General features: G+C 69.6%; 16 protein-coding genes and 1 other RNA gene. 8 read left to right on the forward strand and 9 right to left on the reverse strand.

Translation table 11 applies throughout. The annotated features are described in order from the left end of the window. Positions 1-41: 41 nt before the first annotated feature. An RNA gene (rnpB, locus tag ACU4E7_RS06045) (RNase P RNA component class A) lies at positions 42-423 on the forward strand. A gap of 3 nt (positions 424-426) precedes the next feature. Here rnpB and ACU4E7_RS06050 read toward each other — a convergent pair. Continuing rightward, positions 427-1,035 (reverse strand): arylesterase, encoded by a 609-nt coding sequence (locus tag ACU4E7_RS06050; RefSeq protein WP_447021592.1) that lies wholly within the window; start codon positions 1,033-1,035, stop codon positions 427-429. Between the two features lie 97 nt (positions 1,036-1,132). Between ACU4E7_RS06050 and ACU4E7_RS06055 the strand changes: the two genes are divergently transcribed. The 7 genes from ACU4E7_RS06055 to ACU4E7_RS06085 all read left to right on the forward strand — a co-directional run bounded on the left by ACU4E7_RS06055 (position 1,133) and on the right by ACU4E7_RS06085 (position 9,477). Continuing rightward, positions 1,133-1,882, forward strand: a complete 750-nt coding sequence (locus tag ACU4E7_RS06055; protein ID WP_238123471.1) for an ABC transporter ATP-binding protein — start codon at positions 1,133-1,135, stop codon at positions 1,880-1,882. After that, complete coding sequence (locus ACU4E7_RS06060; RefSeq protein ID WP_447020968.1) at positions 1,879-4,473, forward strand: ABC transporter permease; 2,595 nt, start codon at positions 1,879-1,881, stop codon at positions 4,471-4,473. Before ACU4E7_RS06055 ends, ACU4E7_RS06060 begins: the two co-directional genes overlap by 4 nt. A gap of 105 nt (positions 4,474-4,578) precedes the next feature. Further along, complete coding sequence (locus tag ACU4E7_RS06065) at positions 4,579-5,913, forward strand: DUF3422 family protein (protein WP_447020969.1); 1,335 nt, start codon at positions 4,579-4,581, stop codon at positions 5,911-5,913. A 69-nt stretch (positions 5,914-5,982) separates the two neighbouring features. After that, positions 5,983-6,813 (forward strand): alpha/beta hydrolase, encoded by an 831-nt coding sequence (locus ACU4E7_RS06070; protein ID WP_447020970.1) that lies wholly within the window; start codon positions 5,983-5,985, stop codon positions 6,811-6,813. Positions 6,814-6,859: 46 nt separating this feature from the next. Beyond that, a complete protein-coding gene (locus ACU4E7_RS06075) occupies positions 6,860-7,519 on the forward strand; it encodes an MBL fold metallo-hydrolase (RefSeq protein WP_447020971.1) in 660 nt (219 codons plus the stop codon). Between the two features lie 9 nt (positions 7,520-7,528). Further along, entirely contained in the window at positions 7,529-8,227 is a 699-nt protein-coding gene (locus tag ACU4E7_RS06080; protein WP_447020972.1) for a DUF1045 domain-containing protein, read from the forward strand. A 236-nt stretch (positions 8,228-8,463) separates the two neighbouring features. Beyond that, complete coding sequence (locus ACU4E7_RS06085; protein ID WP_443267710.1) at positions 8,464-9,477, forward strand: KpsF/GutQ family sugar-phosphate isomerase; 1,014 nt, start codon at positions 8,464-8,466, stop codon at positions 9,475-9,477. A gap of 36 nt (positions 9,478-9,513) precedes the next feature. Here the strand turns inward: ACU4E7_RS06085 and ACU4E7_RS06090 are convergent, their stop codons facing one another. From ACU4E7_RS06090 to ACU4E7_RS06125, 8 genes are all read right to left on the reverse strand, one after another. Continuing rightward, a complete protein-coding gene (locus tag ACU4E7_RS06090; RefSeq protein WP_447020973.1) occupies positions 9,514-10,293 on the reverse strand; it encodes an N-acetylmuramoyl-L-alanine amidase in 780 nt (259 codons plus the stop codon). Continuing rightward, a complete protein-coding gene (locus ACU4E7_RS06095; protein WP_238123478.1) occupies positions 10,290-10,997 on the reverse strand; it encodes a molecular chaperone DjiA in 708 nt (235 codons plus the stop codon). Before ACU4E7_RS06095 ends, ACU4E7_RS06090 begins: the two co-directional genes overlap by 4 nt. Before the next feature lie 25 nt (positions 10,998-11,022). Then, positions 11,023-13,005, reverse strand: coding sequence for a sensor histidine kinase (locus tag ACU4E7_RS06100; protein WP_447021593.1), 1,983 nt, complete (start codon positions 13,003-13,005; stop codon positions 11,023-11,025). Between the two features lie 136 nt (positions 13,006-13,141). Continuing rightward, positions 13,142-14,524: a sigma-54-dependent transcriptional regulator gene (locus ACU4E7_RS06105; RefSeq protein WP_447020974.1), complete on the reverse strand. Its 1,383-nt coding sequence runs from the start codon at positions 14,522-14,524 to the stop codon at positions 13,142-13,144. Between the two features lie 276 nt (positions 14,525-14,800). Continuing rightward, positions 14,801-16,504 (reverse strand): OFA family MFS transporter, encoded by a 1,704-nt coding sequence (locus ACU4E7_RS06110; RefSeq protein WP_238123480.1) that lies wholly within the window; start codon positions 16,502-16,504, stop codon positions 14,801-14,803. A 225-nt stretch (positions 16,505-16,729) separates the two neighbouring features. Beyond that, positions 16,730-17,575, reverse strand: coding sequence for a GNAT family N-acetyltransferase (locus ACU4E7_RS06115; protein ID WP_447020975.1), 846 nt, complete (start codon positions 17,573-17,575; stop codon positions 16,730-16,732). Further along, positions 17,568-18,854, reverse strand: a complete 1,287-nt coding sequence (locus tag ACU4E7_RS06120) for a GGDEF domain-containing protein (protein ID WP_447020976.1) — start codon at positions 18,852-18,854, stop codon at positions 17,568-17,570. The genes ACU4E7_RS06115 and ACU4E7_RS06120 overlap by 8 nt, the downstream gene beginning before the upstream one ends. Positions 18,855-19,107: 253 nt before the next feature. Next, positions 19,108-19,803, reverse strand: coding sequence for a pyrimidine 5'-nucleotidase (locus ACU4E7_RS06125; RefSeq protein ID WP_238123483.1), 696 nt, complete (start codon positions 19,801-19,803; stop codon positions 19,108-19,110). Positions 19,804-19,864: the final 61 nt, after the last annotated feature.

Genomic DNA, 19,864 nt, shown 5'->3' on the forward strand with positions numbered 1-19,864 from the left:
CCCCCTTGACGCCCCGCGCGGGAGCGCTCATTGGTCCCGCACCAGCCGGCCGGGCGGCCGCGGCATTTCGGTGTCGAGGAAAGTCCGGGCTCCACGGAGACACGGTGCCGGATAACGTCCGGCGGGGGCGACCCCAGGGAAAGTGCCACAGAAATCAAACCACTCGCGAAGGTCCCTCGGGTCCGCGCGAGCCAGGGTGAAACGGTGGGGTAAGAGCCCACCGCGCGACCGGCAACGGAAGCGGCACGGCAAACCCCACCGGGAGCAAAGTCAAATAGGGACGACGCGGGAAACCACCCGGTCTTCGGGATGTCGTCCGGGTTGACTGCTAGAGGCGCCGGGCAACCGGCGTCCCAGATGAATGGTCGCCACGCGGGCCTCGTGCCCGCCGTACAGAACCCGGCTTACAGGCCGGCTGGTATTCCCCTATTTCGCCTGCACCTGCTTCAGGAGCGCCTCCACATCCGGCAGGATGCCGGACACCATCACCCGCACCCCGTCGGGATTGGGGTGCAGCCCGTCCTTCTGGATGAGCTCGGGATGGCCGGCCACCCCCTCCATGAAGAAGGGATAGAGCAGCACGCCCTGCTGGGCCGCCAGCTCCGGGAACACGGCGTTGAACTCGGCCTGGTATTCCGGCCCGAGGTTGGGCGCCGCCAGCATGCCGGCCACCAGCACCTTGATGCCTCGTGCCTTCAGGCGGCTGACGATCTCGGTCATGGCCTTACGCGTGGTGGCGGGGGGCAGCGCCCGCAGCATGTCGTTGGCGCCCAGCGCCACGATCACCCCATCGGTGCCCTCGGGCACCGACCAGTCGAGCCGGGCGAGGCCCTGGCTGGCGGTGTCGCCGGAGACGCCGGCATTCACGATCGCCACATCATAGCCCTTCGCCTTCAGCGCCGCCTGAAGCTGCACCGGAAACGCCTGCGATGACGGCACACCATAACCGGCGGTGAGGCTGTCGCCGAAGGCCACCAGCTTCACCGTGCGGGCGGCGGCGGGTGACGCGATCGTGATCAGGCAGGCGAGGGCCATCAGCCCCGGCAGTGCCTTAAATACCGTTTTCCATCCGTATGCGGTTGCCGGACGCGCGCCCGCGCCCGTTGCTGATGCCTTGAAGGTCTTGTCACGCATGAACGATGCTTCCCTTCCCCCGCCGGCCCTGAAGCTCTCCGGGGTCGATCTCTCTTTGGGGGCCGGCGCGGCCCGTGTCCATGTGCTGAAAGACATCTTCGTCCAAATCACGGCAGGGCAGACCGTGGGGCTGGTGGGTCCCTCCGGCTCGGGCAAGTCCACCCTGCTCATGGTGATGGCCGGCCTGGAGCGGCCGGACAAGGGACGGGTGGAGGTGGCGGGCACCGATCTCACCCCCCTGTCGGAAGATGCCCTCGCCCGCTTCCGGGGCCGGCATATCGGCATCGTCTTCCAGTCGTTCCACCTCATCCCCACCATGACGGCGCTGGAGAATGTGGCGGTGCCCCTGGAACTGGCCGGCCGGGCCGATGCCTTTGCCCGCGCCGCCCGGGAGCTGGAGGCGGTGGGCCTCGGCCATCGCGCCACCCATTATCCCGCCCAATTGTCCGGCGGCGAGCAGCAGCGGGTGGCGGTGGCCCGGGCGCTGGCGCCCGAGCCACCCATCCTGGTGGCCGACGAGCCCACCGGCAATCTGGACGAGGCCACCGGCCAGCAGATCATGGACCTGCTGTTCGCCGCCCATCGCGACCGCGGCACCACGCTGGTGCTCGTCACCCACGACACTGGCCTTGCCGCCCGCTGTGGCCGGGTGATCCAGGTGCGGTCCGGCGTCATCGCCCACGATTCGGCGGGCGAGGACCCGGCGGCGGATGCGGCGGCCCAGGCGGCCATCGGGGCCCTGGCATGAGCAGCCCGACCGAAACGCCCCCCCTTGCGCCCCTCCGATTCACGCCTCTCCGTTTCACGCCGCTCCGCTTTGCCTGGCGCGAGCTGCGCGGGGCGCGGCGGGGCTTTGGCATCTTCCTCGCTTGCCTGATCATCGGCGTCATGGCCATCGCCGGCATCGGCTCGTTCGCCCGCGCCCTCACCGAGGGGCTGGAGCGGGAGGGCCGCGCCATTCTCGGCGGCGATGCCGCCTTCACCTCCGCCCAACGCCAGGCGAGCCCGGACGAGCTGGCGCTGATGCGCGGGCCTCAAGGCTCCGCCACAGGTCCTGTCACCTTGGGTCGCGTCGCCTTGCTGCGGGCCATGGCCCGCGCCCCATCGGGCGATGCCACCCTGGTGGAGCTCAAGGCGGTGGATGCCACCTACCCCATGGTCGGCACCCTCGATATGTCTCCGCCGGCGCCCCTTTCAACGGTGCTCGGCCTGCATGACGGACGTTATGGCGCGGTGGCGGACGAGGCGCTGATGACGCGGCTCGACCTCGGTATCGGCAGCCGCATCAAGGTCGGCGAGGCGGAACTGGAAATCCGCGCCCGGCTGTTGTCGGAGCCGGACAAGCTCGCCTCCGGCGTCGGCTTCGGTGCCCGCCTCTTGGTCTCCGATGCCGGGCTCGAGGCCACCCGCCTGATCCAGCCGGGCAGCGTGGTGCGCTGGACCTATCGGGTCCGGCTCGCAGATCCCGCCGCATTACCGGCCTATCTGGAGCGCACCCACACGCCTTTGGCCGCCGCCGGCTATGAGATCCGCACCCGCGATGCCGCCACCCCGCAGCTGGAACGCAATGTGCGGCGCATCAGCCAGTTCCTCACCCTGGTGGCCCTCACGGCTCTGCTGGTGGGCGGGGTGGGCGTCGCCAATGCGGTGTCGAGCCACCTGGCTGCCAAGCGGGAGACCATCGCCACCCTGAAGGCGCTGGGGGCCACCCGCGCCACCATCTTCGCCACCTACGGGGCCGAGCTGGCGCTGATCGCCATGGTGGGCATCGGCATCGGCCTGGTGCTGGGCGCCGCGCTGCCATTCGTCGCCACCGCCGCCATCTCCGCGCTGGTGCCGTTCCCGCTGGCGCCGCGGCTCGATCCGGCGGCGCTGGCTCTGGCCGCCCTTTATGGGGTGCTGGTGACCGCCATCTTCACCCTCTGGCCCCTGGCCCGGGCCCAGGAGGCGCCGGTTTCGGTGCTGTTCCGCGACAGCCTGGGTGCCGACCGGCGCCGGCCGGCGCTGGCCTATGCCGCGCTGGTGGCCGTGCTTGCCCTGGTGCTGGTGGCGCTGGCACTCCTCACCTCCGACGACATGCGCACGGCGGCGGTGTTCCTGGTGGCGGCGGCCGGCGTGTTCGTGCTGCTGCGCGGCGTCGCCCTCGCCATCATGGCGCTGGCCCGCCGGCTGCCCCGGCCCCGCTCGGCTTTGGCGCGCCTCGCCCTCGGCAACATCCACCGGCCGGGCGCCCTCACCCCCACGGTGGTGCTCTCCCTCGGCCTCGGCCTGTCGCTGATGGTGGCGCTGGCATTGGTGGACCGCAGCCTCGGCACCCAGCTGTCCGGCCCCCTGCAGGAGAGCGCGCCGAGCTTCTTCTTTGTCGATGTGCCCTCTTCCCAGCAGGAGGAATTCGCCGCCTTCATCACCGCCAAGGCGCCGGATGGGGTGATGGACTCCGTGCCCATGCTGCGCGGCCGCATCACCGCTTTGAACGGCGTGCCGGCGGAGGAGGTGAAGCCCACCGCCGACGCCGCCTGGGTGCTGCAGAGCGATCGCGGCATCTCCATCGCCTCCGCCGTGCCCAAGGGCTCGCAGGTGGTGGCGGGGCAGTGGTGGGCGCCCGATGCCACCGAGCCGCTGGTGTCGTTCGAGGACAAGCTCGCCGCCGGGCTCGGGCTGAAGCTCGGAGACAGCGTCAGCGTCAATGTGCTGGGGCGCACCGTCACCGCCCGCATCGCCAATCTGCGGCGGGTGAATTGGGAGCGGCTCGGCATCAATTTCGTCATGGTGTTTTCCCCCGGCAGCTTCGCCGGCGCGCCCTATACGGTGCTCTCCACCCTCGCCTTCCCGGGCGGCGCCGACACCGCCCGCGAGGTGACGCTGATGAAGGAGGTGGCCGCCGCCTTTCCCGCCGTCACCACGGTGCGGGTGAAGGAGACCCTGGAAGAGGCCCGGCGCATGCTCGACAACCTCTCCCTCGGCATCCGCGCCGCCAGCCTCGTCACCTTGCTGACCTCGGTGCTGGTGCTGGCCGGCGCCCTGGCGGCCGGGCATCAGCACCGGGTGTATGACGCGGTGATCCTGAAGACGCTGGGGGCGACGCGCACCCGCCTCATCGGCGCCTATGCGCTGGAATATGCCGGGCTCGGCCTCATCACCGCGGTGTTCGCGCTCATCGCCGGCGGCATCGCCGCCGCCGTGGTGGTCACCCAGATCATGGAGATCCCCTTCACCTTCTCCATTCCCGCTGCCGCCGGGGCGGTGGCGGGGGCCCTGCTGCTCACCGTGGGCTTCGGCCTCATCGGCACCTACCGGGCCTTGAGCGCGCCGCCGGTTCGGGTATTGCGACACCTGTGAGCGCGCACCGGGTCAGCACGCCGCGTTGATCCGGCGCCCGCGCCGTGCCAGCACCACTCCAAACACAAAGGGGAGGATGGGGCATGGCACAGCGGGAGCCGGACCATGGCTGAGGCGGATCTGGTCATCGGCGAAGGGCGCACCCTGGCGGCGCATCCGCTGCGGGCGGCGGTGCTGAAGGAATTGCACGCGCGCCCGTTCATGCCGGCGGAGACGCCGCGCCGCATCCTCCACGCCGCCTTCCTCCTGGATGCTGGCGCCGCCGCCCGCGACCGGGCGGCGCTCAGCGCCCTGTGCAGCTCGCGCGGCCTGCCCACCCCGCCGGCCGGCGCCAAGCATCACCATGTCTCGTTCGGTGGTGCCGACCTGCGCTGGGAGAGCCACGCGGAATTCTGCACCTATACCTGGGATCTGCCCTCCCCCGGCGTGCTGCCCGGCATGCTGCCGTTCCAGCCGCCGGCGGTGACCCTGGCGAGCCCGTTCGGCGAGATGCCCCAGCCTGGCCCGCTGCTGGTGGCGGTGGACCTGCACCTGATCCAGGACACCGCCGAGGACCTGTTCCTCGACAAGGCCTTCAACCGGGCGAGCCTGGCCCGCGCCGACGTCAATGACGGCCTCGCCGAGATCGCCACCGATTTCATGGCCGATCCATCCGGCTTCGTGCGCATCCTGGTGCGCGATCGCGGCCTCGGGGCCGAGGCGGCGGGGGCGCTGGTGCAGCGCCTCCTGGAGATCGAGACCTATCGCACCCTGGCGCTGCTCGGCCTGCCGGAGGCGCAGCGGCTCGCCCCGGCCATCTCCAAGATCGAGGGGCGGCTGGCGGAGGTGGCCACCGCCATGACCCATTCGGAGGGGCTCTCCGCCAACAACAAGCTGCTCGACGAGCTGGTGGCGCTGGCGGCGGAGCTGGAGGCGGATGCCGCCGGCTCCCTGTTCCGCTTCGGCGCCAGCCGCGCCTATATGGAGATCGTGAAGCTGCGCCTCGCCACCATTCGCGAGGTGGCGGTGCCGGCCTTTCCCACCTGGCAGCAGTTTCTCGACCGCCGGATGGCCCCGGCCATGCGCACCTGCTTCGCCATCGAGGAGCGGCAGGACAAGATCGCCCGTAAGCTCGCCAATGCCGCCGACCTGCTGCGCACCCGGGTGGATGTGGAGCTGGAACAGCAGAACCGCGACCTGCTCACCTCCATGAACGAGCGCACCCGCCTGCAATTGCGCCTGCAGCGCACGGTGGAGGGACTTTCGGTCGCCGCCATTTCTTATTATGTGGTGAGCTTGGTCCACCACCTCGCCGAGGGGGTGCATCAGAGCGGCATGGCCGAGGCGCTGGGCCTCCACTTCGACGTGGGGCTCATCACCGCGGTGTCGGTGCCGGTGGTGGTGCTGGGGGTGTGGGGCGTGGTCCGCAAGATCCGCAACGCCCACGGCGACCATGACTGAATCTGGCGACCATGATTCGATTTGACAATCATGCCTGAGGCCGGCCGAATGCCCGGCGCGGAGGACACCTTGGATCTCGCGCTCGAATACGACAATCGGGCCCGTGTTCCCGACTATCCCGCCATTCTCGATGGCTGGATCCGCCGTTCGGCGACCCTGCGCGCCGAGGTGCCGGCGGCCGATCTCGGCGTGCCCTACGGCCCCTCGCCCCGGCAGACCCTCGACATCTTGTGGCCCGATGCCTCGCGGCAGGCTCCGGTGGTGCTGTTCTTCCACGGCGGCTACTGGCAGCACGGCCACCCGCGCAATTTCTCCTTCGTCGCCGAGGGCTGCCTCGGCCAATCGGTGGCCATGGCCATCGCCGGCTATGACCTCACCCCCGACGTGTCGCTGGCCACCATCGTCGCCCAGGCCCGCGCCGCGGCGCTCTGCCTCGCCCGGCTGGTGGGCCGCAAGGTGGTGGCCTGCGGGCATTCGGCCGGCGGCCATCTCACTGCCGCCCTGCTGTGCACCCCATGGCGGGAGCATTCCCCCGGCGCGCCGGCGGATCTGGTGCCGGCGGGGGTCGGCCTGTCCGGCGTCTATGACGTGGAGCCCTTGGTCGCCACCCCGCTCAACACCGCCCTGCGGCTGACGCCGGAAGAGGCGCGGCGGGTCTCCCCCTCCGCCTGGGCGGTGCCGCCGGGCCGGGTGTTCGATGCCGTGGTGGGCGGTGAGGAAAGCAGCGAGTTCCTGCGCCAAGGCCGCCACATCACCGATCTGTGGGCGACCCAGGGCGCCACCACCCGCTATGTGGAACTGCCCGCCACCAACCATTTCACCATTCTCGAGCCGTTGACCGATCCGCGATCGGCGCTGGTGCAACGGCTCACCAGCCTGGCCCGCGGCATCACCGACTGAGCCGCCGCCCCATGCCAGGCCCGCCCGGCCTGGCCCTGGAGTTCCCATGGAAACCGCCCCCGCCCAGCCCGTGCAGATCGCCATCGTCCCCGTCACCCCGTTCGCGCAGAATTGCTCGATCCTGTGGTGCACCAAGACCATGAAGGGGGCAGTGATCGATCCCGGCGGCGATGTCGACCGCATCCAGGCGGCCGTCGCCGAAACCGGCGTCACCATCGAGAAGATCCTGCTCACCCACGGCCATGTGGACCACGCGGCCGGCGCCGCCGCGCTCGCCGAGCAGCTGAAGGTGCCGGTGGAAGGGCCCCATGCCGCCGACCAGTTCCTGCTCGACGAGATCCCCGCCTCGGCCACCAAGTTCGGCTTCGAGGGCGGCGGCCGGGCGATGACGCCGGATCGCTACCTGAGCGAGGGCGATGCCTTGAGCGTGGGCGCGCTCGACATCGACATCCTCCACGTGCCCGGCCACACGCCCGGGCACCTGGTCTTCGTGCTGAAGGACGCCAACATCGCCATCGTCGGCGACACCCTGTTCCGCGGCTCGGTGGGGCGCACGGATTTTCCCTATGGCGACCATGAGCAGCTCATTGCCGGCATCGTCGAAAAGATGCTGCCGCTGGGAGATGGCGTGGTGTGCCTGCCCGGACATGGCCCTTTGACCAGCATCGGCGACGAGCGCGCCCGCAACCCCTTCCTGCCGCGCTGACGGCCGGCCATGACCCATCGCTACGCGCTCTATCTGGCTCCGCCGGCCGCCAGCGCCCTGTGGCGGTTCGGCTCCGCGGTGGTCGGCTACGACGCCGAGACCGGCGCCGAGCTGGCACCGCCCGAGGTGGCCGGGTTCGATGCCGAAACCTGGCGCACCCTCACCGGCGAGCCGCGCCGCTACGGCTTCCACGGCACGCTGAAGGCGCCGTTCCGGCTGGCGCCGGGGGTGAGCGAGAGTAATCTTCAGGCCCAGATCGCGATGGTCGCCGCCGGCCAGCACCCGTTCGAGCTGCCGCCGCTGGTGGTGCGGGCCATCGGCCCGTTCATCGCGCTCGTGCCGGCGGCCCCGGCGCCGGCCCTCGACGACCTGGCCCGCAGCATGGTCCTCGGCCTCGAACCGGCGCGCGCCCCGCTGAGCGCCGAGGAGATCGCCCGCCGCCGGCCCGAGCGGCTCACCACCCGCCAGCGCGCCCATCTCGAACGCTACGGCTATCCCTATGTGGGCGAGGACTTCCGCTTCCACATGACCCTCACCGGTCCGCTGGAGCCCGAGACCCAGGCCCACGCCCTCAATGCGCTGAACGACGCCTATGGCGCCTGCGGCGCGGAGACGCCCCTCGCCATCAGCGAGGTGGCGCTCTACACCCAGGCCAGCCCCGACAGCCGGTTCCGGATCAGCCGCCGCATGCCCCTCGGAGCGCCCTGAGCGCGGCCGGCCGCGTGTATTGATTCGGCCTGCAACCCACCAACACGTGGCCGCGCGCACCCACCGGCGCCCGGCTGCGTTCCGCGCAGGGCTGGATTGCCGAGCGGGCCAAAGCCTGTCGCACCAAGAACTTATACAAACTCTTGCACAAGCTCTTGCAAACGCTGCGTTCACCCTGCGTCACGCGGCGCGGATGCTCCCCCTGCGGCGCGAATGGTGCTAAGACAACTGGCATGATGCCCTCTTTGAAGATCCCTGTTCCAGGTGCCGACGAGCAACCGATGCGGCCCTCTTCCGTCACGTCCGCTCTGGCCACCCTCGACGCGGAGAGCAACGGCCTCAAAGCCCTGACGGCCGCCATCGCCGGCCCGCTCGGTGCCGCCTTCGAGACGGCGGTGGAGACCATCCGCAACGCCCGCGGCCGGGTGGTGGTGACCGGCATGGGCAAGAGCGGCCATGTGGCGCGCAAGATCGCCGCCACCCTCGCCTCCACCGGCACCCCCGCTTATTTCGTGCACCCGGGCGAGGCGAGCCACGGCGACCTCGGCATGATCACCGGCGATGACGTGATCATCGCCCTGTCGTGGTCCGGCGAGACGGCGGAGCTGCGCGATCTCGTGGACTATTCCAGCCGCTTCGGCGTGCCGCTGATCGCCTTCACCTCCAATCCGCAGAGCACGCTGGGGCGCACGGCACAGGTGCTGCTGAGCCTGCCGGTGGAGCCGGAAGCCTGCCCCCACGGCCTCGCCCCCACCACCTCCACGGTGATGCAGCTGGCGTTGGGTGACGCGCTGGCGGTGGCCCTGCTGGAGAGCCGCGGCTTCACCGCGCTGGACTTCCGGCAGTTCCACCCCGGCGGCAAGCTGGGTGCCAAGCTCAAGTTCGTGCGCGATGTGATGCGCGACCGCGACGCCCTGCCGGTGGTGCGCCGGGGCACGTTGATGGGCGAGACGCTGGTGGAGATGAGCGCCAAGGGCCTCGGCTGCGTCGCGGTGGTGGACGAGGACGCGCGGCTGATCGGCATCGTCACCGACGGCGACCTGCGCCGCCACATGACCCGCGACCTCACCGTGCAGACCGTGGAGACGGTGATGACCGCCGCGCCGAAGACCGTGCGCCCGGACCAGCTGGCGGTGGAAGCCCTCAAGATCATGAACGAGCGGCAGATCACCACCCTGCTGGTAGCCGAGGACCAGGCCCTGAAGGGCGCGCTGCACATCCACGACCTGCTGAGCACCGGCATCGCCTGAGCGCAGTCGAGGGCCTTCATCCCCGGTGCACGCCGCTCAGACCATGAGGGGCGCCGGCGCCGGGCGGCTGGTGACCAGGCGATGCAGGGTGGTGATGGTGGACGCATCGGCGATGCCATCCACCCGCGTCCGCCGGAAGTGGCGCTGGAACGCGGTCACCACTTGGGTGGTGGCCGGGTCGAACACACCTGTCACTTCAAGGCCATAGCCATAGAGCGCGAACAGCGCCTGGAGCGCCGACACCGGCTCGCCATAGTCGCCGGGCATCAGAAAACGGCCGCCGGTGAGCGGCGTTTCGGGCACCAGATGGCCGATGCCGGCGGCGTGGAGGGCCTCCCAGGGGAAGTTCTCGCCGGGATCTTGCTTCCGGTCCGGCGCCACATCCGAATGGGCGAGCACCCGATCGGCGCGGATGGCGTGCCGCGCCTGCAGATCCGCGCACAGCGCGATCACCGCCGCGATCTGCGCCCCGGGAAAGGCCGGCAGCCCGAAATCGTGGCCGCCATTGACGATCTCGATGCCGATGGAGCGGGAATTGGTATCGGTGATGCCTTCCCAGCTGGACCGGCCCGCATGCCAGGCCCGCTGCGCTTCCGGCACCATCTGGATGATGCCGCCATCCTCCAGCACCACATAATGGGCCGAGACTTCGGCGGCCGGATTGCGCAGCTGCTCCACCGCCGCCTCGGCGCTGGCCATGCCCGTATAGTGCAGCACCAGCATATCGACCGGCGCACGGCGCGCGCCGAAATTGGGCGAGGGCACCAACGTGGTGACCAGGCCGCAGTCGGCCCTCATCTCAACCGGCCCGCTCATCGCAACCCCCGCATCTGTGCAATCCGTCCATAGGCGACATTGAGGGCCGCCACCCGATCATTGGCGAGCTTCACCGCCGCCGGCGGCAGGCCGCGCCCGGCGATGCGATCGGGATGATGGCTCGCCACCAGCGCCCGCCAGCGGGCCTTCACCTGCGCATCGGAGGCCTCCGCATCGAGATCCAGCACCGCATAGGGATCATCGGGCCGGCGCACGTGGCGCGCCTCGATACGGGCATAGGCCGGGCCGCTGAAGCCGAGGATGCGGCCGACCTCCTCCAGAAAGGCCAGCTCGCGTGGGTGCAGGGCATGGTCGGCCTTGGCCACGTGGAACAATGCGTCGATGAGGTCTTCGCGGGTGTCGGGATCGTCGGCGAACATCTCCGCCACCTGGCGGGCATAGGCCTCGTAGCCCGCCACGTCCGCCTTGGCGAGATTATAGAGCCGCGAGACCGCCTCGAAATCCTCCGGCGGAATGTCGAACACCTCCTGGAAGGCGGCCACCTCAGCCGGCACCACCACCCCGTCGGCCTTGGCCATCTTGGCCGACAGGGCGATGAGCGCCACAGAGAAGGCGGCCGGCCGGGGCGCCGGCGCCAGCAGCAGCCGATCCAGCACCACCCCGGCCAACGCCCCGAGCAAGGCCCCGAGCGGCCCGCCCAGCACGAAGCCGACGCCGGTGCCGCCGATCAATCCTATGGTCAAATGTGTCTCCCTGGTCGGCGCCGGGCTAGCCGAGCAGTGCGGCATTCTCAAGGGCGCCGTGGGCCGACGCCGCCGGCAGCCACACCGTGAAGACGCTGCCCTGGCCAGGCGCGCTCTCCACCTCCATCACGCCGCCGGCCCGCTCCACCAGGGTGTAGCTGATGGAAAGACCGAGCCCGGTGCCGCCCTCGCCCTTGGTGGTGAAGAAGGGATCGAACACCCGAGCGAGCTGCGCCGGAGCGATGCCGACCCCGGTATCGCGCACCGCCACCGCCACCCCGGCCTGCCCGCCGCGCGCGCCGTCACGGGCGGTGAGGGTGAGCGTGCCGCCGGCCGGCATGGCATGGATGGCGTTGACCATCAGGTTGATCAGCACCTGCTGCAGCTCCACCCGGTTCATCAGCACCATGCCCGTGGCCTGCTCGTGCCGCACCACCTCGATCTCCGAGCGGGCCAGAAGGTGCTGCACCAGCAGCAGGCAGTCGCCCACCACATCCACCGGGCTCACCGGCTCGCGGGCGCCGGCGAACTCGTCCGGACGCGCGAACTGCAGCAACTTGGACACGATGATGTTGATGCGGTGCACCTGCTGGTCGATGAGGGCGAACTCGCCTTTCACCGGGCCCGCAGCGCCGCCCAGAAGCTCCCGCGCCACGTCCAGATTGCCCTGGATCACCGCCACCGGATTGTTGATCTCATGGGCGATGCCGGCGGTGATCTCACCGATGGCGGCGAGCTTGCCACTCATCACCAATTGCCGCTGGGCGGCGGCCAGCTCCGCATTGGCGGCCTCCAGCTCGCGGGTGCGGGCGGCCACCCGGGCATCCAATTCCTCCGCCCATTGGCGCAGCTGGGCATCGCGCTGCTGCAGCAGGTCCAGCATGGCATCGAGATGGTGGGCGAGGCGACCGATCTCGTCAGCCGGGCCGGTAAGGCCGGTGCGGGCATCGAGGGCGCCAGCCTCCACCTTGGAGATGGTGGCGTTCATCGCCTCCAGCGGCCGGAAGATGCCGGCGGCCCAGCGCAGCAGAATGGGAATGGTGACCAGCGCCACCAGCAGAAAGCCCACCCCCACCGAGGCCAGGATGGCCCGTTTCAAGGCCAGGAACGGAGCCTCCAGGAAGCCCACATAGAGCATGCCCACCCGCTGGCCGGCGGAATTGAGGATGGGTTCATAGGCCGAGATGTACCAGTCGTTCACCACGAAGGCGCGGTCGAGCCACACTCGCCCCTCGCCCAGCACCGCCGCGCGCACCTCCCGCGACACCCGGGTGCCCAGCGCTCGCTGGCCCTCGAACAGGCGCACATTGGTGGAAATGCGCACATCATCGAGGAACAGCGTGGCGGTGCCCTCGCTGCCCTCCGGCAAAGCGCCGCGGCCATAGACCAGATCGTTGATGGTGTCGATGAAATCGAGATTGCCATTGAGCAGCACCCCGCCCACCAGCACCCCGCGATGGTCGCCGGCCAGCAGCACCGGCGCCGCCGACTGCACCACCATGCCGCGCACCTCCTCGGTGCGGGTGGTGGGCACGGCGCCGGGGGTGGGCACCAGTTCCACCCGCGCCCGCTCGGCCAGCGCCGGCGAGAGCCGCGCCAGGGTGGCGGCGCCAAACACGTCGATGCCGGAACCGGCCTTGCCATCCAGCGCCCGCAGCACCACCGAGGACTGGGTGACGGCGGTGCCGTCTGGCCGCGCCCCCGGCGGCGCGGCGGCCACCAGCGCATCGCGGGCATCGAGCACGTAGAGGAAATCGAGGCCGAGGGCGGCGCGGCTGGTATTGAGGAAGGTGGCGAGCGCCGCCGGATCGCCGGCCTGCGCCACCTTCTCGAACGCCACCGAATCCCCCAGCGCATGCAGCGTCTCGTCGGAACGCTCCATCAGCCGGTCGAGATACTGGCGGGCGATGGTGAGATCGCCCTGCACCTTGGAAATGAGCAGCCGATCAAACTGCCGGGTCCACCAGCCCACCGCCACCAGCAGCACCACCGGCAGAATGATGAGCATGGGTAAAAGCGCGATGGCCAAGAGCCGCGCCCGCACGGTGCCCACGCGCCCGTATCCCAACCGCCCGTGGCTCACTCGCCAGTTCCCCAATCGCCCGCGGCCAAGGGCGGGCCGCGCCCCATCGGCGGGGGCCCCTTCAGCCATGCCAGGCCTTCAGCTTGCGATCCAGCGTCTTGCGCGACACGCCAAGGCGGCGCGACGCCTCGGCGCGATTGCCGCCGGCCTCCGCCAGCACCTTGAGCATGTGGTGTTTTTCCACCGCCTCCATGGCCTGGGAATAGGTCTCCTCGTCGTCCGCGCCATCGAGGGGCACCACATCGCGCGGGAAATCGCCGAGGATCAGCGCCCGCTCGATCACATTGCGCAGTTCGCGCACGTTGCCCGGCCAGGGATAGCGGGCGAGCTGGCGCAGCACCGCTTCGGTGAGCTCCAGCGGCGGCACCCCCAGCTGGGCGCTGAGCTCGTCCATGAACAGGCGCGCCAGCGGTGCCACGTCGGCCGCTCGCTCGCGCAGCGGCGCCAGGTGAATGTTCACCACGTTGAGCCGGTAATAGAGATCCTGCCGGAACCGGCCAGCCTCCACCATCTCCTTGAGGTCGCAATTGGTGGCCGCCACCAGGCGCACGTCCACCGGCACCTCCCGTTCGGCCCCCACCGGGCGCACCTTCTTATCCTCGATCACCCGCAGGAGCTTGGCCTGCAGACCGAGCGGCAGCTCGCCCACCTCGTCAAGGAACAAGGTGCCGCCCTGGGCATAAAAGAACAGCCCCTCGCGGGAGGAGGCGGCACCGGTGAACGCCCCCTTGAGGTGACCGAACAATTCGCTCTCGATGATGTCCGCCGGAATGGCGGCGCAGTTCAGCGGCACGAACGGCTTGTCGGCCCGGGGCGAGGAGGTGTGCAGGGCGCGGGCGGTCACCTCCTTGCCGGTGCCGCTCTCGCCGGTGACCAGCACCGTGGTGGGCATGGGCGCCACCCGCGCCACCATGGTGCGCACCGCGTGGATGGACAGGGAATCCCCCACCAGGGTGGACGGGCCGGCGCTGGCGCCCGGGGTCCGCAGCGCCCGGCGCAGCACGAAGTTCTCGCGGCTCAGCCGGGCCCGCTCCAGGCAGCGGGCCATGGCGTTGAGAATTTGGTTGGAGCGGAACGGCTTCAGCACGAAATCGGCGGCCCCGGCGCGCAGCGCCTCGATGGCGGTTTCGAGATCGGCGAAGGCGGTGATGAGGATCACCTCGCGGAAGAAGCCGGTGGCCCGCAGCTCCTTCAGCCAATCGAGGCCGGAGCGGCCAGCCATGATGTTGTCGAGAATGATGAGGTCGAACGGCGTCGCCTCCAGCAGCCGGGCGGCGGTGGCCACATCGGCCGCCTCCGCCACATGGCGGCAGCGCGGCGCCAGCATGCGGGTGAGGAAGTTGCGCATGCCCGGCTCGTCATCCACCACCAGCACGGCCGATTCCGCCAGGTGCGGGCTGAAGGTGACGTCGGAAGCGGGGTCCGCCGGAAGGGCGCGGGTCATGGTCATCAGATGCGTGCCGCAGTTGCTGGGCGCTCGCCCCTGGCGACACGACCCCACCTCGAAGCCCGGCGCCCGGCACCGGTCTTCCTCCTCGATGGCGGCGACACGTCTTCTGTCACGGGCTGCCCGCGCGGCGCGGCTCGTCATCAGCCCTATCAATCGCTCAAATTGATCCAGCGATCAAATACGCAGCACGAGGCCCCCTCTCCACCCCCGCGGGGGAGAGGGGGTTCTGCAATCCGGCCGGACCCCTGACGCCCGGCCGGGTGCCCGCGATCAGTGGAACAGGACCACCGCCTTCTGCAGGGTGATCCAGATGCCCCACACCAGGGGGATACCCACCGCCAGCCAGGCCAGCGCGACCAGCGCCACGGGGGTCGAGCCGGTGGCCACCGGGGTGCTGGAACGCACGGCGGACGTGGTGCCGTCCTTCGCCTCCTCCTCGAAGTCCTCGAAGTCGGCGTGGGTCTCCTCCTCGGCCTTCTGGACGGCGAGCTTGCCCGCCTTCTTGAGCTCCTCGTCGGTCATGTAGAGCTTCTCGGCGACCGGCCTGACCAGGAGGTTGCAGATGAAGCCCAGCACCAACAGACCGGCCAGGATGTACATGGTCTGGTCATAGGCGGCGAACCGCGGAATGCCGGCGGCGATCTGGTATTCGCGCAGATAGTTCACCAGCACCGGCCCCAGCACGCCGGCGGTGGCCCAGGCGGTGAGCAGCCGGCCGTGGATGGCCCCCACCATATGGGTCCCGAAAATGTCGGCGAGATAAGCGGGAATAGTGGCGAAGCCGCCGCCATACATGGACAGGATGATGCAGAACGCCAGCACGAACAGCACCACCGACCCCATGTGGGCGGTGGTGGGCACCAGGGCATACAGGCCAAAGCCCAGCACGAAGAAGACCGCATAGGTCATCTTCCGCCCCAGCTTGTCGGAGAAGGAGGCCCAGCCGAACCGGCCGCCGATGTTGCACAAGGACAGCAGGCCGGTGAAGCCGGCGGCGATTGCGGCGATCTGCGCCTTCTGGCCCGCATCCAGCTGGGAGAAGGTGAGGTCGAGGCCGATGAGCCGGCCGCCGAACACTTCCTGCAGCATGGGCGAGGCCATGCCGATGACGCCGATGCCGGCCGACACGTTGAGGCACAGCACTGCCCACAGCAGCCAGAACTGCGGGGTCTTCCACGCCACGTCCAGATGCACATGGCGATGGGTGACCATGGCGTTGGCGCTGGCGGCGGGGGGGGTCCAGCCGGCCGGCTTCCAGCCTTCGCGCGGCACCCGGTAGCCCAGCGCCCCAGCCACCATGAACACGAAATAGATGGCCGCCATGGCGAGGAAGGTCTGCGCCACGCCCACCGAGGTGGGGCTGGCGAAATGCTGCATCAGGATGTTGGCCAGCGGCGCGCCGATCATGGCACCACCGCCGAAGCCCATGATGGCCATGCCGGTGGCCATGCCGCGCTTGTCGGGGAACCATTTGATGAGGGTGGACACCGGCGAGATATAGCCGAGGCCGAGGCCGATGCCGCCGATGACGCCGGAGCCGAGCCACAGCATCCAGATCTGGTGCAAATAGACGCCGATGGCCGAAATCACCAGGCCGCCGCACCAGCAGAAGGCGGAGACGAGGCCGGCCTTGCGCGGCCCGGCATGCTCCAGCCAGCCGCCCCACACCGCCGCCGAGGAGCCCAGCAGCACGAAGAACAGGGTGTACATCCAGCCGAGCTGGGAGATCTGCCAATCACAAGAGGTGGCGAACAGGCCCGCGATGAAGCCCATGTCGGCCGGGCAGGCCACCGGCGCGGTGATGCCCACGGCGCGCGACAGCGGCAGCCAGAACACGCTGAAGCCATAGGCCATGCCGATGCACAGATGGATGGCGAGCGCTGCCGGCGGGACCAGCCAGCGATTGAAGCCGGCGCCGGCGATGGTGCGCTCCCGGCTGAGGAACGGGGGTGGGGCAAGGGTGGTGACTGACATCTTTCCTCCTGGCGGCTTCTTGCTTGGGCCTGGATCTTGATCCCGCGCACGTCCGGCGCAGGTGGTCTCGCCTAGCAAGCCGGGGGCCAGCACCGATCTGCCCGCAGAAGTGTGGAATTTGAGGCCCTCACGCAGCCGCGCGCCGCCAGCGACGACGGCAGGGTGGACATTTTGTCCCATCGGCGACGGAAGCGGCGCCCCGCCCGGGGCAAAATGACGAGGCGCTCAGCCGAGCTCCAGGCTGGTGATGCCGAAGATTTCGGCCAGGGGCAAAGCCGGCGCCGGGCCTTGATACATGCGCGCCGTCTCGAACACCGGCGCAAGCCCGGCGGTCTGCGCCAGGGCGGCCGCCGCGCCATTGGGCTCGGGCACGTCGAGGAAAACCGCCTCTCCGGTCCGCCCGGCCACGAGCGCGCGGAACAGAGCTTCCGCACACCCCGGGTCATCGGCGAACAGCGGCCCGATCCTGTAGCCGGTCCGGCACGCCCGGATCACCCCATAGCCCTTCACCGTTCCATCCTCCACCAGGGCCAGCGCGCTGCCATGGGTCGGCACCAGCCAGGAGGCCAGGAAGCGGGGCCGCTGAAAGCCGAAATGGCGCGCGTCATAGTCCATCACCGCGGCCCGCACCGCCGTGTCCACGGGCACGATGCGGGGGTCGACGGCACCGACGGCAGGGGCTGGCCCTCCATATCGGTTGTTGCGATGGGCGAGGACAAAGCCGGAGGTCGCATAATTGGCCTGCTGCGCCACCACCCCATCAAGGCCCATGCTGCGACCGGACAGGCCGGCAAGGGCCGCCTGCCACAGCTTGAGCCCCAGCCCACGCCCCCGCAGATCCGGCCGGCAGATGTAGAAGCCGACGAAGGCGAAGCCGCCGTCATAGCGCACGGTGGACAGGCTGACCGCCAGCGCCCCGTCCACAAACAGGCCCCAGAACCCCTGTGGGTCCTGGGCGTGGAAGATGGGAGCATCGGCGAGGCCCGGGTTCCAGCCCTCGGTGGCTGCCCATTCCACGACCGTGTCCAGCTCGGGGGCGGACAACAGACCGATACGAAGATCCTCAGCCATCACGCGCCTCCTCCGGCTCCGCCGCCCACATGACCATGCAGTTGCGCCCGCCCGCCTTGGCGGCATAGAGGCCGCGATCGGCCCGTTCGATGACGGTCGCAATGGTCCGGTCGTCCGCCGCGAGGGCGGCACAGCCGATGCTACAGCGCACCTCCAGCGCCATTTCGCCCACGGTGACCGGCACACCGGCCACGGCCTCCAGCAGGTTCTCGGCCACCAGACGCGCCCCGGCCGCGCCGGTGTTGGGCAGCAGCACGGCGAATTCCTCGCCCCCCATGCGGGCCACCAGATCGCGCGCCCGCAGCGCCGCCCGGCAGCGGCCGGCCACCTCGCGCAGCACCGCATCGCCGGCGGCGTGGCCATGGCTGTCGTTGATGCCCTTGAAGTGATCGAGGTCCATCATCAGCACCGACAGATCGGAGCTGGTGGCAACGGCGATCCGGAAGGCGCGGTCCGCCTCCTCGAAGAAGCGGCGGCGGTTGCACAGGCCGGTGAGCTCGTCGGTCACCGCGAGGTGACGCAGCTCCCGCTCCAGCCGTCGCGGCTCGGAGACATCCCAGAAGACCACCACATAGGTGTCACCCACGAAGCGGAAGCGGAACAGGATGGTGCGGGTTTGGCCATCACGGCACAGCACCTCCCATTCCGCATCCTGGACCGTGCGCGGATCGGCACGCACCGCATCCATGCAGGACCGCCACTCGCGGATCACCTCGGCCCGGATCGCATCGTCGGGAAAGGCCCGCTCCCACCAGCCGTCGAAATCACCATAGGCCGGCGTCTGATCGCCCGCGCCGAGGCCGAAGAGCTGATCCGACTGGGCATTGAAGAACAGCTCCCGCATGTTGACATCGTAGATCTCGACACCGACCGGCAGGGAGCGGACGATGTCTTCCAGCTTGGCGCCGAAATCGTCGACCGCAGGCAGCGGCCGCCCGCGCCGCGCCGCCGCGCTCTCCCGGTGGTCCCGCAGGGTCACCACCGTGCCGTCCCCTTCCGGCAGCCGCGCGACCTTGAAACCAAAGGTGGCGAGGCCGAAGGGCGTGCGGCAATAGAGCACCATCTCTTCGGTATCGAGACGCGGGCCCGCCAGCAGGCCATGCAGACGACCGGCGGCATAGGCGCCGAACAGGTCCGCAAGATCACGCCCGTCGAGCTGATCACCCACCAGACTCACTGCCGACGCGTTGGCCCTGATGACCCTGCGCCCCTCGCCCTCCACCACCAGCACGGGGGCGTGGACGAGATCGAGCCACGCGAAGCGACCAGCATCCTGCACTGCGAGAACCTCACGCGAGACAGTCGTCGACGGAGCCCGCTCCCGCCTCAAACGGGCCTGCCCCTTGAAGGTACTTTGGACATGGCGCGCGCACACCCGAAATCTCAGACGTCACCGCACGGACACGGCCACCACGCCGGATCCCCCATCGCGTGCCGGACCTGAACACCACTCCCGACCAGACATGGCCCTGCGTTACGGCGACCAAAGTGACCATATCACGCAGATATACAACCTCAAGATGTACTCGTTGTCAGGCCAGGGCCTTCAGGAAGCCTTCGAGGTCATCGGTCACATGGTCCACATGCGGCGCCTCGCGCCCCTCCAGCTCCCAACTCTCGCGGCCGGCGCCGGAATGGCCGGGGGTGACCACCAGCACGGTGGCCATGCCGAGCCGGGCAGGCACTTCCAGATTGCGCGCCAGATCCTCGAACATCACCGCCCGGGTGGGCACCACCCCATGCGCGGCAAGGAACCGCTGATAGGCCTCCGCGGTGGGCTTGGGGTGGAAATCGGCGGCGACGATGTCATGAATGGCGTCGAACTGGCCGGCGATGCCCAGCCGTTCCAGCACATTGCGCGCGTGGCGCTCTGAACCGTTGGTATAAACCATCTTGCGTCCCGGCAGAGCGGCGATGGCCGCGCCCAGGGCCGGTTCCGGCGCCAGGCCCGACAGGTCGATGTCGTGCACATGGGCGAGGAAGGCGGCGGGATCGATCTTGTGCTCGATCATCAGCCCGCGCAGGGAGGTGCCGTAGCGCCGGTAATACTCCTTCTGGAGCTTGAAGGCGTCGTCGGGCGTCATGTCCAGATGCTGCGCAATATAGGATTTCATGCGCGCATCGATCTGCGGCCACAGATCGTGGTCGGCGGGATACAGGGTGTTGTCGAGATCGAACACCCAGGTGTCGATGCCGGCAAAGCGGGGCGAAGAAACGGGAAGCGACATGCAGCTCTCGATGGGCGCGCCCAGGCGGCACGCCGGGTGATGGAGCGCCCGCGCAGTGGCC

The organism is Xanthobacter sp. ZOL 2024 (genome assembly GCF_052932325.1).